Source organism: Kribbella aluminosa (assembly GCF_017876295.1).
Taxonomy (GTDB): Bacteria; Actinomycetota; Actinomycetes; order Propionibacteriales; family Kribbellaceae; genus Kribbella; species Kribbella aluminosa.
Genome location: NZ_JAGINT010000001.1, coordinates 2,225,301 through 2,243,494, shown reverse-complemented (window position 1 = coordinate 2,243,494; position 18,194 = coordinate 2,225,301). Strand labels below are relative to the sequence as shown.

18 protein-coding genes and 1 riboswitch are annotated in these 18,194 nt (G+C 69.3%); of the genes, 7 read left to right on the top strand and 11 right to left on the bottom strand.

The window, feature by feature from the left end; all coding sequences use genetic code 11:
* Nucleotides 1-42: 42 nt before the first annotated feature.
* The 3 genes from ilvC to JOF29_RS10880 are packed head-to-tail and all read right to left on the bottom strand — an operon-like array spanning nucleotide 43 to nucleotide 3,477.
* Nucleotides 43-1,062 carry a ketol-acid reductoisomerase gene (gene ilvC / locus JOF29_RS10890; RefSeq protein WP_209696074.1) on the bottom strand — a complete coding sequence of 340 codons (1,020 nt, stop codon included), beginning with the start codon at nucleotides 1,060-1,062 and terminating at the stop codon, nucleotides 43-45.
* Between the two features lie 27 nt (nucleotides 1,063-1,089).
* Nucleotides 1,090-1,725 (bottom strand): acetolactate synthase small subunit, encoded by a 636-nt coding sequence (gene ilvN / locus JOF29_RS10885; RefSeq protein WP_209694084.1) that lies wholly within the window; start codon nucleotides 1,723-1,725, stop codon nucleotides 1,090-1,092.
* Nucleotides 1,726-3,477, bottom strand: coding sequence for an acetolactate synthase large subunit (locus JOF29_RS10880; RefSeq protein ID WP_209694083.1), 1,752 nt, complete (start codon nucleotides 3,475-3,477; stop codon nucleotides 1,726-1,728).
* A gap of 321 nt (nucleotides 3,478-3,798) precedes the next feature.
* On the opposite strand from JOF29_RS10880, the gene JOF29_RS10875 reads away from it, so the two are divergent.
* Together JOF29_RS10875 and JOF29_RS10870 are read left to right on the top strand one after the other, a co-directional pair.
* On the top strand, nucleotides 3,799-4,518 hold the full coding sequence (locus tag JOF29_RS10875) for a class I SAM-dependent methyltransferase (protein ID WP_209694082.1): 720 nt from the start codon (nucleotides 3,799-3,801) through the stop codon (nucleotides 4,516-4,518).
* Between the two features lie 19 nt (nucleotides 4,519-4,537).
* Nucleotides 4,538-4,616: riboswitch (ZMP/ZTP riboswitch) on the top strand.
* Between the two features lie 18 nt (nucleotides 4,617-4,634).
* A complete protein-coding gene (locus JOF29_RS10870) occupies nucleotides 4,635-5,501 on the top strand; it encodes a 5-aminoimidazole-4-carboxamide ribonucleotide transformylase (RefSeq protein WP_209694081.1) in 867 nt (288 codons plus the stop codon).
* Here JOF29_RS10870 and JOF29_RS10865 read toward each other — a convergent pair.
* Nucleotides 5,491-6,030 carry a phosphotransferase-like protein gene (locus JOF29_RS10865; RefSeq protein WP_209694080.1) on the bottom strand — a complete coding sequence of 180 codons (540 nt, stop codon included), beginning with the start codon at nucleotides 6,028-6,030 and terminating at the stop codon, nucleotides 5,491-5,493. The two genes, JOF29_RS10870 and JOF29_RS10865, sit on opposite strands and share 11 nt — an antisense overlap.
* Nucleotides 6,031-6,121: 91 nt before the next feature.
* Between JOF29_RS10865 and JOF29_RS10860 the strand changes: the two genes are divergently transcribed.
* A complete protein-coding gene (locus JOF29_RS10860; RefSeq protein WP_209694079.1) occupies nucleotides 6,122-6,493 on the top strand; it encodes a nuclear transport factor 2 family protein in 372 nt (123 codons plus the stop codon).
* 12 nt (nucleotides 6,494-6,505) lie between these two features.
* On the opposite strand, the gene JOF29_RS10855 is transcribed toward JOF29_RS10860, so the two are convergent.
* From JOF29_RS10855 to JOF29_RS10845, 3 genes are read right to left on the bottom strand one after another with little or no spacing between them, the layout of a single operon-like run.
* Nucleotides 6,506-6,769, bottom strand: coding sequence for a MoaD/ThiS family protein (locus JOF29_RS10855; RefSeq protein ID WP_209694078.1), 264 nt, complete (start codon nucleotides 6,767-6,769; stop codon nucleotides 6,506-6,508).
* On the bottom strand, nucleotides 6,766-7,860 hold the full coding sequence (locus JOF29_RS10850) for a WD40/YVTN/BNR-like repeat-containing protein (protein ID WP_209694077.1): 1,095 nt from the start codon (nucleotides 7,858-7,860) through the stop codon (nucleotides 6,766-6,768). Before JOF29_RS10850 ends, JOF29_RS10855 begins: the two co-directional genes overlap by 4 nt.
* Before the next feature lie 15 nt (nucleotides 7,861-7,875).
* The gene (locus tag JOF29_RS10845; protein WP_209694076.1) at nucleotides 7,876-8,808 is read right to left on the bottom strand and encodes a 2-hydroxyacid dehydrogenase; all 933 of its coding nucleotides are present in this window, start codon (nucleotides 8,806-8,808) and stop codon (nucleotides 7,876-7,878) included.
* A 97-nt stretch (nucleotides 8,809-8,905) separates the two neighbouring features.
* Here JOF29_RS10845 and JOF29_RS10840 point away from each other — a divergent pair, with 97 nt between their 5' ends.
* Entirely contained in the window at nucleotides 8,906-10,285 is a 1,380-nt protein-coding gene (locus tag JOF29_RS10840; protein ID WP_307863253.1) for an FAD-binding oxidoreductase, read from the top strand.
* A 38-nt stretch (nucleotides 10,286-10,323) separates the two neighbouring features.
* Here JOF29_RS10840 and JOF29_RS10835 read toward each other — a convergent pair whose 3' ends face one another.
* Nucleotides 10,324-11,502, bottom strand: a complete 1,179-nt coding sequence (locus tag JOF29_RS10835) for an RNA-guided endonuclease InsQ/TnpB family protein (protein ID WP_209694075.1) — start codon at nucleotides 11,500-11,502, stop codon at nucleotides 10,324-10,326.
* A 100-nt stretch (nucleotides 11,503-11,602) separates the two neighbouring features.
* Between JOF29_RS10835 and JOF29_RS10830 the strand changes: the two genes are divergently transcribed.
* From JOF29_RS10830 to JOF29_RS10820, 3 genes are all read left to right on the top strand, one after another.
* On the top strand, nucleotides 11,603-12,889 hold the full coding sequence (locus JOF29_RS10830) for a class I SAM-dependent methyltransferase (RefSeq protein WP_307863252.1): 1,287 nt from the start codon (nucleotides 11,603-11,605) through the stop codon (nucleotides 12,887-12,889).
* A 246-nt stretch (nucleotides 12,890-13,135) separates the two neighbouring features.
* Nucleotides 13,136-14,191 (top strand): PQQ-dependent sugar dehydrogenase, encoded by a 1,056-nt coding sequence (locus JOF29_RS10825; RefSeq protein ID WP_209696072.1) that lies wholly within the window; start codon nucleotides 13,136-13,138, stop codon nucleotides 14,189-14,191.
* Nucleotides 14,192-14,321: 130 nt separating this feature from the next.
* Nucleotides 14,322-14,804, top strand: coding sequence for a hypothetical protein (locus JOF29_RS10820; RefSeq protein ID WP_209694073.1), 483 nt, complete (start codon nucleotides 14,322-14,324; stop codon nucleotides 14,802-14,804).
* 53 nt (nucleotides 14,805-14,857) lie between these two features.
* Here JOF29_RS10820 and gatB read toward each other — a convergent pair whose 3' ends face one another.
* From gatB to gatC, 3 genes are read right to left on the bottom strand one after another with little or no spacing between them, the layout of a single operon-like run.
* Nucleotides 14,858-16,354, bottom strand: a complete 1,497-nt coding sequence (gatB, locus tag JOF29_RS10815) for an Asp-tRNA(Asn)/Glu-tRNA(Gln) amidotransferase subunit GatB (protein ID WP_209694072.1) — start codon at nucleotides 16,352-16,354, stop codon at nucleotides 14,858-14,860.
* On the bottom strand, nucleotides 16,351-17,856 hold the full coding sequence (gene gatA / locus JOF29_RS10810) for an Asp-tRNA(Asn)/Glu-tRNA(Gln) amidotransferase subunit GatA (protein WP_209694071.1): 1,506 nt from the start codon (nucleotides 17,854-17,856) through the stop codon (nucleotides 16,351-16,353). The genes gatB and gatA overlap by 4 nt, the downstream gene beginning before the upstream one ends.
* A gap of 2 nt (nucleotides 17,857-17,858) precedes the next feature.
* On the bottom strand, nucleotides 17,859-18,155 hold the full coding sequence (gene gatC / locus JOF29_RS10805) for an Asp-tRNA(Asn)/Glu-tRNA(Gln) amidotransferase subunit GatC (RefSeq protein WP_209694070.1): 297 nt from the start codon (nucleotides 18,153-18,155) through the stop codon (nucleotides 17,859-17,861).
* Between the last annotated feature and the right edge of the window lie 39 nt (nucleotides 18,156-18,194).

Below are 18,194 nucleotides of genomic sequence, written 5' to 3'. Positions count from 1 at the left end.
CGGGCCATCCACCTGGATGGTCCGGGCCCTTCACGGGTGCTGTCAGCGGGCGGCAGAGCCCTCGACGTAGTCGTCGTCGTGGGACTTGACCCAGGCCATCAGCCCGCGCAGTTCCTTGCCGACGGCCTCGATCGGGTGCTCCTGGCTCTTCTTGCGGAACTCGGCGAACTCCGGCGCGCCGGCGTCCTGGTCGGCGATGAAGCGGGCCGCGAAGGTGCCGTCGGTGATGTCGCCGAGGACCTCCTTCATCCGGGCCTTCACCGACGCGTCGATGATCCGCGGGCCGGACACGTAGTCGCCGTACTCGGCGGTGTCGGAGACCGACCAGCGCTGCTTGGCGATGCCGCCTTCGTAGATCAGGTCGACGATCAGCTTGAGCTCGTGCAGGCACTCGAAGTACGCGACCTCGGGCTGGTAGCCGGCCTCGGTCAGGGTCTCGTACCCGGCCGTGATCAGCGCGGAGACGCCACCGCAGAGGACGGCCTGCTCACCGAACAGGTCGGTCTCGGTCTCCTCGGTGAAGGTGGTCTTGATACCGCCGGCCCGCAGACCGCCGATGCCCTTCGCGTACGAGAGCGCCAGGTCCCACGCCTTGCCGGTGGCGTCCTGCTCGACGGCCACCAGCACCGGTACGCCGCGACCCTCGGTGTACTCACGACGGACCAGGTGACCCGGGCCCTTCGGGGCGACCATGAAGACATCCACACCGGCTGGTGGCTTGATGTAGCCGAACCGGATGTTGAAGCCGTGCCCGAAGACCAGCGCGTCGCCGTCGACCAGGTTCGGCTCGATGGCCTCCTTGTAGAGCTTGCGCTGCGCCGGGTCCGGAGCGAGGACGACGATCACGTCGGCCTCCTCGCAGGCCTCGGCCGGGGTGACGACCCGCAGGCCCTGGGCCTCGGCCTTGGCCCGGCTCTTGGAACCTTCCGGCAGCCCGACCCGGACGTCGACGCCGGAGTCGCGCAGCGAGAGCGCGTGGGCGTGGCCCTGGGAGCCGTAGCCGAGCACGGCCACGTGCCGGCCCTGGATCACCGACAGGTCGGCGTTGTCGTCGTAGAACATTTCAGCAGCCACTTCGGGCACTTCTCCTTAGTGTTGATTCGGTACGGCGGCGGCGCTACGGCCCGGCGGCGGCGCCGGTACCGGGTGCGGACGTTCGGCGGGTCGCGCCTGGAGGTTCGGTGGTCCGGACTGGACGTGCGGCGGCGGCACCGGGACCGGCCGCAGCGTGCGGTCGGAGATCGAGCGACTGCCACGGCCGATCGCCACCATGCCGGACTGCACCAGCTCGCGGACGCCGAAGGGTTCCAGCACCCGGAGCATGGCTTCGAGCTTCTCGGGATTACCGGTCGCCTCGATCGTGATCGCGTCCGGTGCCACGTCCACCACCTTCGCACGGAACAGCTGGACGGTCTCCAGCACCTGTCCGCGGGTCAGCGTGTCCGCCTTGACCTTGACCAGCAGCAGTTCCCGCTGAACCGTCTGCGTGGGCTCGAGCTCGACGATCTTGATCACGTTCACCAGCTTGTTCAGCTGCTTGGTGATCTGCTCGAGAGGCTGTTCGTCGACGGTCACCGCGATCGTCATCCGGGACACCTCGGGGTGCTCGGTCGGACCGACCGCGAGCGAGTCGATGTTGAACCCGCGGCGGGAGATCAGCGCGGCCACCCGGGCCAGCACACTGTGCTTGTTCTCGACCAGGATGCTCAGCGTGTGTTTGGACATCTACAGCTCCTCCCCATCCCATGTCGGCGCCATGTCGCGGGCGATCTGGATCTCGTCGTTGCTGACGCCGGCGGCGACCATCGGCCACACCATCGCGTCCCGGTGCACGACGAAGTCGACGACGACCGGTGCGTCGGTGACCGCCATCGCCTTCTCGATGGTGGCGTCCAGCGAGTCCTTGTCCGAGCAGCGCAGCCCGACGCCGCCCATCGCCTCGGCCAGCTTGGCGAAGTCCGGGATCCGGGTCGAGTGCAGGTCGGTGTTCGAGTAGCGCTTGTCGTAGAACAGCGTCTGCCACTGCCGGACCATGCCCAGCGACTGGTTGTTGATCACGGCGACCTTGATCGGGATGCCCTCCAGCGCGCAGGTGACCAGCTCCTGATTGGTCATCTGGAAGCAGCCGTCGCCGTCGATCGCCCAGACGGTCTTGTCCGGGCGGGCGACCTTCGCGCCCATCGCGGCCGGTACGGCGTACCCCATGGTGCCGAGGCCGCCGGAGTTCAGCCAGTGGCCGGGCTTCTCGAACGGCAGGAAGTGCGCGGACCACATCTGGTGCTGACCGACGCCCGCGGTGTAGATCGTGTCCGGGCCGGCGATCTGGCCGATCCGCTGGATCACGTGCTGCGGCGACAGCGTGCCGTCCTCCGGCTCGTCGTACCCGACCGGGTAGCGGGAGCGGACGTCCTCCAGCTGGTGGCGCCAGGCGTCGTACGACGGGGTCCGGCCGGCGGTCGCGATCTCGGTCCGGAGCGCGGCGAGCAGGTCGGTGATGACCTCCTTGCAGTCGCCCACGATCGGGACGTCGGCGGCCCGGTTCTTGCCGATCTCGGCCGGGTCGATGTCGGCGTGGATGACCTTCGCGTCCGGGGCGAACGAGTCCAGCTTGCCGGTCACCCGGTCGTCGAAGCGGGCGCCGAGCGTGATCAGCAGGTCGGACCGCTGCAGGGCGCCGACCGCGGACACCGAGCCGTGCATGCCGGGCATCCCGAAGTGCAGCGCGTGGGTGTCGGGCAGCGCGCCGCGGGCCATCAGCGTGGTGACGACCGGAATGCCGAGCAGCTCGGCCAGTTCCTTCAGCTCGGCGCTGGCCTGCGCGCGGATGACACCGCCGCCGACGTACAGCACCGGCTTCTCGGCGGCGACGATCAGGCGGGCCGCCTCACGCACCTGCTTCGGGTGCGGGCGGGTCACCGGCCGGTAGCCGGGCAGCGCGAGCTCGGTCGGCCACTGGAAGTCGACGCCGGTTTTCTGCATCGCGTCCTTCGTGACGTCCACCAGCACCGGACCGGGCCGGCCGGTGGAGGCGATGTGGAACGCCTCGGCGATCGTGGTCGCGATGTCGTTCGGGTCGGTCACCAGGAAGTTGTGCTTGGTGATCGGCATCGTGATGCCGCGGATGTCCGCCTCCTGGAAGGCGTCCGTACCGATCGCGGCGCCCGCCACCTGACCGGTGATCGCCACCAGCGGCACCGAGTCCATGTAGGCGTCGGCGATCGGCGTCACCAGGTTGGTCGCGCCCGGTCCGGAGGTCGCCATGCAGACGCCGACCTTGCCGGACGCCGCGGCGTACCCCTGGGCGGCGTGACCGGCGCCCTGCTCGTGACGTACCAGGATGTGGCGGATCTGGGTCGAGTCGAGCATCGGGTCGTACGCCGGGAGGATCGCGCCACCCGGGATGCCGAAGACGGTGTCCACTCCGGCATGTTCCAGTGCGCGGATCAGAGCCTGTGCCCCGGTCAGCTGCTCACTCATGAGTGCCTTCCCTCAGTCCTGTCACGATGGTTGTACTTTTCGCGACCGATCCATCCTCGCTTGTGGCCGTCACCTTGGCGACTCCGGGTCTCGGATAGTCGTACAGGCAACAAAAAACCCCTTCCGCCGGGTTGGCTGAAAGGGGCGCGTCGACTCGGTGGTCGCGTCAGTCGGCGCGCCGCACAAGTACGAGGAGAATCGATCGCATGTAGGCATTATTCGCCGAAACCTGCCGACCTGGTCAAGTTCAGCCACCCAGCGTCTCAATTTCTGAGACGACCGTCTTACAAGCAGGGCCCTCGCACCACCTAGTCTTTCAGGGTGACTGGCGACCCGTACGGCGACGAACAACTGGTACAGCTCTACGACCTGGACAACCCGGCCGGTGAGGACCACGAGTACTACCGCGCCTTGGCCGAGCGCACTGCGAAGGTCCTGGACTTCGGCTGCGGTACCGGCCTGCTCACGCGGTCGCTCGTCGCGTCCGGGCGGGAGGTGATCGGTATCGACCCCAGCCCCACGATGCTCGGGTACGCGCGCCGGCAGCCCGGCGCCGACGCGGTCACCTGGATCGACGGCGACCACCGCGTCGTACAGCCGACGGGCGATGTGGATCTCGTCGTCAGCAGCGGCAACACGATGATGCACGTCGCGGAGCACGCGGACACGGTCGCCGCGGTGGCCGCCGCGCTGCGGCCCGGCGGCGTGTTCGCGTTCGAGTCGCGGAACCCCGCCGTACGGGCGTGGGAGCAGTGGACGAGCGAGGCGACGTACGGCGAACGTGACACCGTGGCCGGGCACCTGAAGGAGTGGCTCGAGCTGATCGAGATCGCGGACCGGCGGGTGGTGTTCGACGCGCACAACGTGTTCGAGGACGGGCACGACGCGGTCTACCGGAACGTCCTGTACTTCCGGTCGGTCGAGGAGATCACCGCCGACCTGCGCGCGGCGGGCTTCTCCGACGTGGTCGTCGACGGCGGCTGGCACGGCGAACCGCTGGCCGCGAAGTCACGGCTGCTCGTGGTGCGGGCGACGAAGTAGGGCCAGACACGCCCTAAGCTGGCCATACCGCGACTGGCGAGGGTGGATCACCACCAGGGAGCTTCCGAGCAAAGGCGTCGTCCGCCTGGGCGCCTTCGAGCAACTCGGAGGTCCCGATGCGTCTGCGGTACGGCATGAATCCTCATCAGGCGGCCACGCTCGGCAACGCGCCGTTCACGGTGCTCGCCGGTGCGCCGTCGTACATCAACATCCTGGACGCGCTGACCGGTTGGCAGCTGGTCCGGGAGGCCGCGGAGCGGTTCGGCGTACCGGCCGCAGCGTCGTACAAGCACGTCTCACCCGCGGGTGCCGCGCTCGGCCGGACGGCGGCGGAGGCGTACCTGCGGGCGCGGGACGCGGATCCGAAGTCGTCGTACGGCGACTTCGTGGCGGTGTCGCGGCCGGTGGACCTGGAGCTGGCCGCGGTACTGAAGCGGGTGGTGTCGGACGGGATCATCGCGCCCGGGTACGACGACGGCGTACTGGAGATCCTGGCGGCGAAGAAGCGCGGGACGTATCTGGTGCTCGGGATGGACCCGTCGTACGAGCCGCCGGCCGACGAGGTCCGCGAGGTGTACGGCGTACGGCTGACGCAGGAGCGGGACGCCGCGCCACTCCCCCACGATCTGCCGGACGACGCGGTGCTCGGGATGATCGTCGCGCGCTACACGCAGTCGAACACCGTTGTGCTCGTGAAGGACGGGATGACGATCGGCGTCGGCGCCGGGCAGCAGTCGCGCGTCGACTGCACGCGCCTGGCCGGCGAGAAGGCGGCGCTCTGGTCGGCTGAACCCCTCACCGGGGTGACGATGGTCTCGGACGGTGCGCTTCCGTTCGCCGACAACGTCGAAGTCGCCCACCGGTACGGCGTCACCCACATCGTCGAGCCCGGCGGCTCGATCCGCTCCGACGAGATCGCCGCCGCCTGCGCCGCGCTCGGAATCACCTGGTCGGCCACGGGGCTGCGACTCTTCAGACACTGAGCAGGTAGGTGCCCTCAGCAACAGCCTTGCGGACCTCGGCGGCCGTCTCGGCCGCGTCGAGCCCGGAGGTGTCGATCGCGTGCCGTTCGAGTTCGGCGAGGTCCGCGAAGGCCGCGTGCAGCCCGGTGAGTGCGTCGGCGTCGGTCAGCTCGACTCCGCCGCGCGCCAGCCCGCGCTCCAGCGTCGTCGCGAGATCCGGCCGCAGGACGACGTACGACATCCGCCACTGTCCCTCGGCGGCGGCAGCCCGGTACGCGGGCAGGAACCACGGTCCGATGATGCCGTCCACCACGACGTCGTACCCACCGTCGGCGAACACCGCGACCGCTGCGACGATCGCGTCCACCACCACGGCGTTCTGCCGCTGCGATTCCGGCAGGTACGGCGGGACGAAGCCGGTCCGGATCGCGCGGAAGAACTCGTCGGTCGTCACCTGCACCGTCGGCCTGGCCGCGTCGGTGGCGACCAGCCCGGCCACCGTCGTCTTGCCCGAGCCGGACGGACCGGTCAGCAGAAGTACGTTGCTCATGCCGCCAGACGGTAATCAAACACGGCGGCAAACTGCAGTCTTTTATTTCCGAACGGCCTCAGCCACCACCGCCGCAGCCTAGGCTGCGGCGGTGGATCAATTGCGGGCGTACATCGAGGGCTGGCGGGGACACGACCCCCAGGCCGTGCTGAACACTCTGACGGATGACTGCGTGGTCATCGAGTGCTACGGCCCGGTCTACCGCGGCAAGGCGCGGGTAGAGCAGTGGATGGAGGCGTGGTTCGGCGCCGGTGGGGCGGTGGACGGGTGGGAGATCACATCCGCGGCGAGGGCCGGAGTAACGCTGGTCGCTGAGTGGACGTTCAGCTGTACCTGGAAGGGCGAGCCCGCGACGTTCGACGGCTCGACCGTCGCCCGGCTGGAAGGGGATCGGATCGTGTACCTGCGTGAGTACGCCACCACCGCACCGCTGTACGACTGGACCGGCGCCTGGCGCGACTAGCTTCTTTCTGGGTCAGCCGCCGGCAACGCTGGGGAGAACGAGAAGTTCGTCGCCTTCGGTGAGTGGGGTTTCGACGCCGGCGAGGTCGCGGATGTTGTCGTCCCGCAGGTAGACGTTGACATGCCGACGTACGGCGCCCTGCTCGTCGGTGAGGCGCCGACGGAGCGGTGCGTCGAGTGCGGCGAAGGCCTCCGCCACCGTGGTGGCCTCGACCTGCACGCGTTCCGCTCCGCCCGCGAACGGGCGGAGCACCGTCGGCAGCCGGACAGCGATCATTCGAGCACCGCTGCGCGGACCGTGAGGATGTCGGGCAGGTGGCTGGCGACCTCGACCCAGCTGTCGCCGGAGTCGGCGCTCGCGTAGACGCAGCCGTCCCGGGTGCCGACGTACACACCGGCGGGGTCGGCGGTGTCGGTGGTCATCGCGTCCCGGAGCACCGGCACGTACGACACATCGGGCAGGCCGGCGGTCGGCGGCTCCCAGGTGGACCCGGCGTCGCGGGACCGGTAGACCCGGCACTTCGCCTCGGTCGGGATCCGGTTGCCGTCCGCGACCAGCGGGAACACGTACACCGTCGCCGGCTCGTGCGGGTGCACGACGATCGGGAACCCGAAGTCCGACGGCAGCCCGTCCGCGATCGACTTCCAGATCGCCCCGCCGTCGTCCGACCGGTACACGCCGTGGTGGTTCTGCGCGAACATCCGCTCCGGTACGTCGGGGTGCGCCGCCAGCTTGTGCACGCACTGCCCGAACTCCGGGTCCGGGTCCGGCATGAAGTACGCCTTGATCCCGTGGTTCGCCGGCGACCAGGACCGGCCACCGTCACGGGTCTGGTAGACACCGCCGGTCGACATCGCCACGCTGAGCTGCTGCGGATCGGTGGCGTGCGGCAGCACCGTGTGCACCGCCTGGCCGCCGAACCCGGCGCCCCACTCCTTGCGGTGCGGGTGGTCCCAGAGCCCTCTGACCAGCTCGAACGTCACTCCCCCGTCAATCGACTTCCAGAGCGCGGACGGCTGCGAACCGGCGTACACCACGCCTGGCTGGTCGGCCGGGGCCGGCTGGATCTGCCACACCCGCTCCAGTGCCGCGTCGGCGTCCTTCGGGAAGCCGATCGAACCCTCCGGCGGCTCCGCCCAGGTCTTGCCGAGGTCGTCCGAGTGGAACACGGCCGGCCCCCAGTGCTCACTGGTGCCGCCGACAAACAGCCGGGCCCGGTCGCCGCGGGTGTCGATGCCCACGGCGTACACGCCCTGCATCTCGAACTCCGGCACCGGCCCGTCCAGGCGCCACTCCTGGCGAGCGGCGTCACTGCGGCCGATCCAGAGCCCTTTCTTGGTCCCGATCAGCAGTACGGCCTCGGACATCGTCGTCCCTCTCTTTCAGCGTGGCGGACCTGCCACCACATTGATCAACGGCTCCCCGGACGCGTAGCGCTCCAGCTGTGCCCGCACGAGTCGGGCGACCCGCGGCGCGAACGCCGTCGAGGCGCCACCGCGGTGCGGATTGATCAGTACGTTCGGAGCAGACCACAGCGGATGTCCGGCGGGCAACGGCTCGGGGTCCGTGACGTCCAGCGCGGCCCGGATCCGCCGGGTACCGAGCTCGGCGAGCAACGCGTCCGTGTCCACGACGACACCGCGAGCGACGTTCACCAGCAGGGCGCCGTCCTTCATCCGCTTCAGGAACGACGTGTCCACCATCCGCTTCGTCTCCGGCGTCGCGGGGGTCAGCAGTACGACGACGTCCGCGCGCGGCAGCAGCTCCGGCAGCTCGGCGATCGGGTGGACCCCGTCCCGCGCCCGCCGCGCGACCCGGATCACGTCGCACTCGAACCCGGTCAGCCGCCGCTCGAGCGCCTCGCCGATCGCGCCGTACCCGACGATCAGCACGGTCCGGTCCGCGAGCGAGTCGTCGACCTCGTCGTACGAGCCTGGCCAGACCTGCCGCTCCTGGTCGCGGACCGCCCGCGGCAGGTTCCGGAACGTCGCGAGGATCAGCCCGACCGCCAGCTCCGCCGTGGACGCGTCGTGCACGCCGCGCGCGTTGCACAACGTCACGCCGTCGGCGAGCCGGGACTGGACGTGCTCGAACCCGGCCGTCTGCAACTGGACGACCTTCAACGAGGGCATCTCCTTGACGACGTCGAACACGTCGCCACCGCCCATGTAACTGGGCACGTAGAACTCGACCTCGTCGAGCGACTTCGGCCGCTCGGCACCGGTGAACACCTCCACGTCGAAGCCCGCGGGCACCCCGCCGAGGAACGCGCCGGGATCTTCCCACGGAAGCCATGCCTTCACCACGCCAGCCATGCCTTCACCATGTCAGCCATGTCACAGAACCTACTCGGCGACCTGGACAGTTTTGAACTCCCGTGCCAGACCGTGGGCGGGGTCGTAGTCTGGATCGGTGCCTTCGACATCGGATGTAGCGGCCGTGGTGGCGCACGACCAGGCGGTCGGGCGGCTGCGGGAGTCGTACGAGCGGATCCCGCCCGGCGAACCCGTCCGGCTCGCGAAGCGCAGTTCGAACCTGTTCCGCCCGCGGACCGACAGCGAGCGCCCGGGGCTGGACGTCTCCCAGCTGACCGGTGTGATCAGCGTCGACCAGGACGCCCGGACCGCCGACGTCCAGGGCATGTGCACGTACGAGGACCTGGTCGCCGCGACCTTGCCGCACGGGCTGACGCCGATGGTGGTGCCGCAGCTGAAGACCATCACGCTCGGCGGCGCGGTCACCGGGCTCGGCATCGAGTCGTCGTCGTTCCGCGCCGGCCTGCCGCACGAGTCGGTGCTCGAGCTCGACATCCTCACCGGCGCCGGCGAGCTGGTCACGGCCCGCCCGGACGGCGAGCACGCGGAGCTGTTCCGGACGTTCCCGAACTCGTACGGCACGCTCGGCTACGCGACCCGGCTGCGGATCGAGCTCGACCGGATCTCGCCGTACGTCGCGCTCCGGCACGTCCGGGTCGCGCTCGACGCGCTGGCCCCGGCCATCGACGAGATCGTTGCCTCAGGCACGTACGACGGGGAGCCGGTGCACTTCGTCGACGGCGTCGTGTTCAGCCCGTCGGAGGCCTACCTGAGCCTCGGGCGGAACAGTGACGCCGCCGTGCGGACCAGCGACTACACCGGCCAGCAGATCTACTACCGGTCGATCCGGCAACGGCCGAAGGACTTCCTCACCGCGCACGACTACCTGTGGCGGTGGGACACCGACTGGTTCTGGTGTTCGGCGGCGTTCGGCGCCCAGCAGCCCGTCGTACGGCGGCTGTGGCCTCGGCGTTGGCGGCGCAGCGACGTGTTCCACAAGATCGTGGGTTTCGAGAACCGGCACCAGTACGCGGCACGGCTGAACCGCCGGCGCGGCCTCCCTGACCGGGAGCGCGTCGTACAGGACGTGGAGATCCCGGTCTCACGGCTCGCCGACTTTCTGCGCTGGTTCGACGTCAACGTCGGGATGCGGCCGGTCTGGCTGTGCCCGCTGCGGCTGCGCGGCTCCGAGTCCTGGCCGCTCTATCCGCTGAAGCCCGGCGAGACCTACGTGAACGTGGGCTTCTGGGGCACGGTCCCGATCTCCCCCGGCGCCGCTGACGGCGACGTCAACCGCCGGATCGAGCAGGCAGTGACCGACTTCGGCGGCCACAAGTCGCTCTACTCCGACGCCTACTACGACCGGGACACGTTCGACCGGCTGTACAACGTCCCAGCCCTGACCAAGGTGAAACAACGCTACGACCCACACGCCCGACTCACCGGGCTCTACGAAAAGGCGGTGACGCGCCGTTGACGTCCTCCCCGCCGTGAACGACGAGGATTCCAACCGAACTACGCGGAGGTAGGGAGTTGAAGTTCACGCTTCTCAGCGACCAGTACCGCAGTCGCTCCACGTGCAGTCACGGCCCGTCCGGCCGCGATGTTGACAGCAGCGTTGACATCGGCGTTCGCGGCGTGGTTACAGGACCTGCAGCGGAAGACGGCTTCGCTCCCGCGTGCCTCCCGATCCACAGTCCCGCACCGCGAACACGTCTGGGATGTGTACGCCGCAGAAATCTTCTCGACCCGGCCGGCGGCCTTGTGCTCCAGTCGCTGGACCAACTGCCCCCAGCCGCTGGCCAGGATGCCCCGATTCAGTCCGGCCTTCTGCCGTACCCGTATCCCGGGGTTATCTGCCGTGCCCTTGGCCGACCGCGTCATCCGCGCGATGTCCAGGTCCTCGACCCGGATCACGTCGAACTCCCGGGCAAGCCGGGTGCTGGTCTGCTCGACCCAGTCCTTGCGCCGGTCCGCCTCGCGGGCTCTCAGCCGGGCGGTCGCGGCCTTGGTCTTGGCGCGCCGATTGCTGCCCTTCTGGGCGCGGGCAAGACGACGCTGCAGCCTCCGCAGCCGCGCCTTCTCCCCTCGCGTCAGGGTCGGCACATTCAACCGCTCGCCTGTCGACAGGGCCGCCGACACGGTCACGCCACGGTCAATTCCGACGACCTCCCCGGTACCGGGGACGGGGATCGGGGCGGGGATCACGGCGAACGCGATATGCCAACAACCGGCACGGTCACGAGTCACCCGGTACGACTTCGCACCAGCCACTGGCCTGGACAACCGGAACTTCACCCAGCCGACCTTCGGCACCCGGACCCGGGCCCACTTGCGGTTCAGCTTCTCGACCCGACCGGCCTGCAGGCCGACGATCCGGAAGCCCTCGTGCAGGCCCGCCTTGCGCCACGTGGGTCGCCGATGGGTGCCACCGTAGAAGTTCGTCACAGCCTGGTCGAAGTCCCGCAACGCCTGCTGTTGCACCGTCTGGGATCCGGCCCGCAACCACTCGCCGGCCGCTCTGGCTTCGGTCAGCTGTCGCGCCTGCTGCACGTACCGCGGCGGATAGCTCCGGCGTCCCACAGACCACATGGACCACTGCTCCAATGCCAGGTTCCAGACGTATCTGGCGTGTGCGCAGTGCTCGAGCAACGCCGCCTCCTGCTCCGGAGTCGGGGCAAGACGAAAGCGCACATGGCACTCAGTCAACCAGCCGGGACCGACAGTCCCTGAAACACGAAGGGAGGGAGTTGCGGTTCCTCCCCGTCCTTGGGGGTTTACCGCAACTACTTTGATGACGACGATCGCGACCCAGGTATCGATCGCTGACGCGCTGACGACTGTGACCCCGGACGGCCTGCCGTTCCGGTTCACGGCGTACGACGGCAGTGCGACCGGCCCCGAGGACTCCCCGATCCACATGCATCTGGCCTCCGAGCGCGGGCTGTCCTACGTACTCACGGCACCCGGTGACCTCGGGCTGGTCCGCGCGTACGTGATGGGTGACCTGGAGATCACGGGCATCCACGAGGGCAACCCGTACGACCTGATGCGGATGATGCTGAACCAGGTGCACTTCGAGCGCCCGACGACGGCGGAAGCGTTGCGGATCGTCCGCGGGCTCGGGTGGAGTCACCTGAAGCCGCCGCCTCCGCCGCCGCAGGAGCGCCTGCCGAAGTGGCGGCGTACCTTCGAAGGGCTGCGGCACTCGAAGGCCCGGGACAAGGCGGCGATCCACCACCACTACGACGTGTCGAACACGTTCTACGAGTGGATCCTCGGGCCGTCGATGACCTACACGTGCGCCGTCTATCCGACCGCGGACGCCACGCTGGAGCAGGCGCAGTTCGAGAAGTACGACCTGGTCGCGCGGAAGCTCGACCTGCAGGCCGGGCAGCGGCTCCTCGACGTCGGGTGCGGCTGGGGCGGCATGGTCCGGCACGCGGCCCGCGAGTACGGCGTACGGGCGCTGGGTGTCACGTTGTCGGCGGAGCAGGCGGAGTGGGCCACGGAGGCGATCAAGCGCGAGGGGCTGGAGCACCTGGCCGAGGTACGGTTCCTCGACTACCGCGACGTGCCGGAGCGGGACTTCGACGCGATCAGCTCGATCGGGCTGACCGAACACATCGGCGTCCGCAACTACCCGTCGTACTTCGGCTTCCTGCTGGACCGGCTCCGTCCCGGCGGGCGGCTGCTGAACCACTCGATCACCCGGCCCGACAACCGCTTCCGCTCGACCGGCGCGTTCATCGACCGCTACATCTTCCCCGACGGCGAACTGATCGGCTCCGGCCGGATCATCGCCGAGGCCCAGGACGCCGGCTTCGAGGTCCGCCACGAGGAGAACCTCCGCGAGCACTACGCCCTCACCCTGGCCGCCTGGTCCGACAATCTCGTCACCCACTGGGACGAGGCCGTCGCCGAGGTCGGCTACCCCACCGCCAAGATCTGGGGCCTCTACCTGGCCGCCTGCCGCGTCGGCTTCGAACGCAACAACACCCAACTCCACCAGGTCCTCGCCGTAAAACTCGACAACGACCACAACGCCCACTTCCCCCTCCGCCCCACCTGGCGCAGCTGAACCACGACGGGCGAGCCTGGCCACCGTGTTCCGAATGGTGCCTGCGGCACGGGGAGTCGAGCCGCGTGCTGGCAGGCCCCGTTTGAGGGTTGACCCGCGAGCTGGCCCCTTCGCCGGCGGCATGCCCCGGTGTGCCGTTCCTCCGCCGGAGGATCTCGCCGTTGCGGACGCTAGTTTGGAGCCAGGTCCAGGGGAGGAGATGGCGTGCGCGGTAGGGCAGCGGCGGTGGCGGTGGTCTCGTTGGTGATGGCGGCTGGGTGCTCGGAGGCGACACCGGGTGGTACCAGTTCCTCGTCTGCTCCTGCGTCGGCAGGTACTGCGCACGCCTCGGCGGTCACGTTGACGGTGGCGTCGACCGTGGCTACGGGGATCCAGGTGCCTTGGGGTTTGGCGTTTCTGCCGGACAAGAGTGCGTTGGTTACTGAGCGGGACGCCGGGAAGATTGTGCGGGTGGCCGGTGGGCGGGTGGCCGAGGTGGGGGCTGTCGACGGGGTGAAAGCCTCGGCGGAGGGTGGGTTGCTGGGACTCGCGGTGGATCCGGGGTATCCGGGGAAGCCGTACATCTACGTGTATTACTCCAGTGGGAGCGACAACCGGATCGCGCGGATCGCCTATCGGGACGGGAAGCTGTCGGAGCAGCAGGTGATTCTGGACGGGATTCCGGAGGCGGCGATCCACAACGGTGGGCGGTTGCGGTTCGGGCCGGACGGGTTCCTGTACGCCGGGACCGGTGACGGAACGGAGCAGCCGAACTCGCAGGACGACAACTCGCTCGGCGGGAAGATCCTGCGGATCACCACCGACGGGAAGGCCGCGCCGGGCAACCCGGACGGGCGGGTATGGATCACCAAGGGACACCGGAACGTGCAGGGGCTGACGTTCGACGGGAACCAGTTGTACGCCTCGGAGTTCGGGCAGAGCACCTGGGACGAGCTCAACGCGATCACCCCGGGCGCGAACTACGGCTGGCCGGCCGCTGAAGGGATCAGTCACCTGGACGGGATGACCGACCCGATCGCGCAGTGGCCGACCGCGGACGCGTCGCCGTCCGGCATCACGTTCGCCAAGGGGCACGTCTTCATGGCGGGGCTGCGCGGCCAGCGACTCTGGGCGATACCCGTTGCCGGAGGCAAGCGAATCGGCGAACCGAAGGCGTTCTTCACCAAGCAGTACGGGCGTTTGCGCACCGTCGAGCTCGCCCCGGACGGCTCGCTGTGGGTCACCACGTCGAACACCGACGGGCGCGGCCGGCCGCGCCCGGGCGACGACCGGATCCTCCGGGTGATCATCAGCACGTCCTGAGCAGTCAACCCTCTCGGCACTTGGGTCGTCTGGTAGTTGTGGAAGAGACCATCCCATCAGCAGACTCGAGGAGAAGATCGGTATGCCGACCGGCCAGGCGTCTGGCGTCCCCAGCAGTGTGATCGCATCGGTGAGCAGCTTCGCGGATGCTCGGCGAACAGCGGAGTACCTGAGAAGTTACGGGATGGACGCGGCGAGCCTGGACATCGTCGGCGCCGGACTCCGGCAGGCCACCAGACGGCCGCGGATACCGGTCGTCCGGATGACCGCGGCCGGCGCGCTGCAGGGCGCACTGCTCGGCATCCTCGCGGCCGTCTTCGTCACGCTCGTCGCGCAGACCACGCTGACCAGCTTCGCGGTCGTGCTCTGGGGCTTCGTGTACGGGCTGATCGTCGGCACGCTGTGGGGGCTGTTCCGTGCGCTGGTCCGCAACCGGCCCGACACGATCACCACCGAGATCCACCCGACCCGCTACGAGCTCCGCTGCCCGGCCGACGAGCTCTCGGTCGCGCAGACGCTGCTCGCGGACGCGGCCGACGTCGACGACGGCCGGGTCGAGCGCGGCGTGGTCGCGGACGCGCGGCCGACCGAGGAACACCGCGACGCCGCCTGAAGACACTGAAGTGCCGGACCCTGTGCAGCGGGGTCCGGCACCTCAGGACAGCGTCAGATACCCAGCTTCTCGTTCAGCAACTGGCGGACCTTGGCCGCGTCGGCCTGTCCGCGCATGTCCTTCATCACCGCGCCGATCAGCGCACCTGCGGCCGCGGGCTTCCCGGAGTTCACCTTCTCGACCACGTCCGGGTTCGCCGCGATCGCCCGGTCGATGGCCTCGAGCAGCGCCGAGTCGTCGGACACGAGCGCCAGCCCGCGCTTCTCGATGATCTCGGCCGGCGTACCTTCACCGGCCAGCAAACCCTCGAACACCTGCCGGGCGAGCTTGTCGTTCAGCGTGCCGTCGTCGACGAGCTTCTGCACCTCGGCGACCTCGGCCGGACCGACCGGCAGGGCGTCGAGTTCGGTACCGGAATCGTTCGCGGCGCGAGCCAGCTCGCCCAGCCACCACTTCTTCGCCGCGGCCGGCGGCACCCCGAGCTCGACCGTGGACACGATCAGCTCGAGCGCGTTGCCGTTCACGGCGTCCCGCATCTCCAGGTCGGTGAAGCCCCACTCCTCCTGCAGCCGGGCACGCCGTACCGACGGAGCCTCGGGCAGCGTCGCGCGCAGCTCCTCGACCCACTCCCGCGACGGCGCCACCGGCACCAGGTCGGGCTCCGGGAAGTACCGGTAGTCGTCGGCGTCGGACTTCTCCCGGCCGGCCGTCGTGATGCCGGTGTCCTCGTGCCAGTGCCGGGTCTCCTGCAGGATCTTCCCGCCGGACGACAGCACTGCCGCCTGCCGGGTGATCTCGTAGGTCACCGCGCGCTCGACCGAGCGGAACGAGTTCACGTTCTTGGTCTCGGTGCGGGTGCCGAGCGCTGTCGAGCCGGACGGCTTCAGCGACACGTTGACGTCGGCCCGCAGCGAGCCCTGGTCCATCCGGACGTCCGAGACGCCCAGGGAGAACAGCAGGTCGCGCAGCATCGCGACGTACGCACGCGCCACAGCGGCGGCCTTGTCGCCGGGCACCTCGATCGTCTTGGTGACGATCTCGATCAGCGGGATACCGGCGCGGTTGTAGTCGACCAGCGAGTGCGTGGCGCCGTGGATCCGGCCGGTCGCGCCGCCCACATGGGTGGCCTTGCCGGTGTCCTCCTCCATGTGCGCGCGCTCCATCTCGATCCGGTACGTCGCGCCGTCGACGGCCACCTCGGTCCAGCCGTTGAACGCGATCGGCTCGTCGTACTGCGAGGTCTGGAAGTTCTTCGGCATGTCCGGGTAGAAGTAGTTCTTCCGGGCGAACCGGCACCACTCGGCGATCTCGCAGTTCAGCGCCAGGCCGATCTTGATCGCGGCCTCGACGGCCTTCGCGTTCACCACCGGCAGCGCGCCCGGCAGACCGAGGCAGACCGGGCAGGTCTGGGTGTTCGGCGGCGCGCCGAACTCGGTCGGGCAGCCGCAGAACATCTTCGACCGGGTGTTCAGCTCGACGTGGACCTCGAGGCCCATCACCGGGTCGTACGTCGCCAGCGCGTCGTTGATTTCGAGTACCGCGGCGGTCATCGGGTCACCTCCAGCTCCGGAGCCTTCGTCATCAGTACGCCGCCCCACTGCTCGGCGAGCGCCGACTCGAGCGCCCCGCCGACCTTGTAGAGCAGGTCGTCGCGCAGCACCGGCGCCATCACGTGGAAGCCGACCGGCAGGCCGTCCTCGTCGGCGAGGCCGCACGGGAACGACGCGGCCGCGTTACCGGCCAGGTTGGACGGGATCGTGCAGAGGTCGTTCTTGTACATCGCGATCGGGTCGTCGATCCGGTCGCCGATCGCGAACGCGGTCGTCGGCGTGGCCGGCGAGACCAGTACGTCGACCTGCTCGTACGCGTTCGCGAAGTCGCGGGCGATCAACGTCCGCACCTTCTGCGCCTGGCCGTAGTACGCGTCGTAGTACCCGCTGGAGAGCGCGTGCGTGCCGAGGATGATGCGGCGCTTCACCTCCGCGCCGAAGCCGGCCTCGCGGGACAGCGCGGTGACCTTCTCCGCACTGTTCTCGCCGTCGTCGCCGACCCGCAGCCCGTACCGCATCGCGTCGAACTTGGCCAGGTTGGACGAGGCCTCGCTCGGCAGGATCAGGTAGTACGCCGGGAGCGCGTACTGGAAGTGCGGGCAGGAGACCTCGACCACCTCGGCGCCGAGCTTCGTGAGCAGCTCGACCGCCTCATGGAAGCGGGCCTCGACACCCGGCTGGTACCCGTCGCCGCCGAGCTCCTTGACGACACCGATCCGCAGACCGGCGACATCACCGTTGCGCGCGGCCTCGACCACGGCCGGGACCGGCTGGTTGATCGACGTCGAGTCCATCGGGTCGTACCCGGCGATCGCCTCGTGCAGCAGGGCCGCGTCGAGCGTCGTACGAGCACACGGACCGGGCGTGTCCAGCGACGACGCCAGCGCGATCAGCCCGTACCGCGAGGTGCCGCCGTACGTCGGCTTGACGCCGACCGTCCCGGTGAACGCACCCGGCTGGCGGATCGAGCCGCCGGTGTCGGTGCCGATCGCCAGCGGGGCCTCGTACGCCGAGATGGCCGCGGACGAGCCGCCGCCGGAACCGCCCGGGATCCGGGTCAGGTCCCACGGGTTGTGGGTGGTGCCGTACGCCGAGTTCTCCGTGGAGGAGCCCATCGCGAACTCGTCCATGTTGGTCTTGCCGAGGATCACGATCCCGGCGGCCTTGAGGCGCTTGACCACGGTCGCGTCGTACGGCGGCTTCCAGCCCTCGAGGATCTTCGAACCGGCCGTGGTCGGCACACCCTCCTGGGTGAGCACGTCCTTCAGCGCCAGCGGCACGCCGGCCAGCGGGGCGAGCTGCTCGCCCGCGGCACGCTTGTCGTCGACCGCCTTCGCCTGCGCCAGCGCACCCTCGGTGTCGACATGCAGGAACGCCCGCACGTCACCGTCGACGGCGGTGATCCGGTCCAGGTGGGCCTGGGTGATCTCCACCGAGCTGGCCTGCTTGGAGGCCATCAGATCCGCCAGCTCGGCCGCGGTCTTCCTGATCAGGTCAGTCATCGTCAGTCCTCCTCCAGGATCCGCGGCACCCGGAAGCGCTGCTCCTCCACGGCCGGCGCGCCGGACAGCGCCTGCTCGGGGGTGAGGCACGGGACGATCTCGTCCGCGCGCATCACGTTGGTCAGCGGCAGGGCGTGCGAGGTCGGCGGGATGTCGTCCGCCGCCACCTGGCTGACCTGCCCGACCAGGGTGATGATCTGGTCGAGCTGCGGCGCAAGGTGGTCGAGCTCGTCGTCGGAGAGCTCGATCCGCGCCAGTCGCGCCAGGTGGGCGACCTCTTCGCGGGTAATCGATGGCATGAACTGATCCAATGAGTGCAGTAACTGGAGGCGCAACAC

What these genes read in the sequence shown, in the direction of transcription:
- ilvC (WP_209696074.1), bottom strand. Translation starts at nt 1,062, where the DNA reads ATGTTCTACGACGACAACGCCGACCTGTCGGTGATCCAGGGCCGGCAC.
- JOF29_RS10880 (WP_209694083.1), bottom strand. Translation starts at nt 3,477, where the DNA reads ATGAGTGAGCAGCTGACCGGGGCACAGGCTCTGATCCGCGCACTGGAA.
- JOF29_RS10830 (WP_307863252.1), top strand. Translation starts at nt 11,603, where the DNA reads ATGACGACGATCGCGACCCAGGTATCGATCGCTGACGCGCTGACGACT.
- JOF29_RS10855 (WP_209694078.1), bottom strand. Translation starts at nt 6,769, where the DNA reads ATGATCGCTGTCCGGCTGCCGACGGTGCTCCGCCCGTTCGCGGGCGGA.
- ilvN (WP_209694084.1), bottom strand. Translation starts at nt 1,725, where the DNA reads ATGTCCAAACACACGCTGAGCATCCTGGTCGAGAACAAGCACAGTGTG.
- JOF29_RS10865 (WP_209694080.1), bottom strand. Translation starts at nt 6,030, where the DNA reads ATGAGCAACGTACTTCTGCTGACCGGTCCGTCCGGCTCGGGCAAGACG.
- JOF29_RS10825 (WP_209696072.1), top strand. Translation starts at nt 13,136, where the DNA reads ATGGCGGCTGGGTGCTCGGAGGCGACACCGGGTGGTACCAGTTCCTCG.
- JOF29_RS10845 (WP_209694076.1), bottom strand. Translation starts at nt 8,808, where the DNA reads ATGGCTGGCGTGGTGAAGGCATGGCTTCCGTGGGAAGATCCCGGCGCG.
- JOF29_RS10850 (WP_209694077.1), bottom strand. Translation starts at nt 7,860, where the DNA reads ATGTCCGAGGCCGTACTGCTGATCGGGACCAAGAAAGGGCTCTGGATC.
- gatA (WP_209694071.1), bottom strand. Translation starts at nt 17,856, where the DNA reads ATGACTGACCTGATCAGGAAGACCGCGGCCGAGCTGGCGGATCTGATG.
- gatB (WP_209694072.1), bottom strand. Translation starts at nt 16,354, where the DNA reads ATGACCGCCGCGGTACTCGAAATCAACGACGCGCTGGCGACGTACGAC.
- JOF29_RS10870 (WP_209694081.1), top strand. Translation starts at nt 4,635, where the DNA reads ATGCGTCTGCGGTACGGCATGAATCCTCATCAGGCGGCCACGCTCGGC.
- gatC (WP_209694070.1), bottom strand. Translation starts at nt 18,155, where the DNA reads ATGCCATCGATTACCCGCGAAGAGGTCGCCCACCTGGCGCGACTGGCG.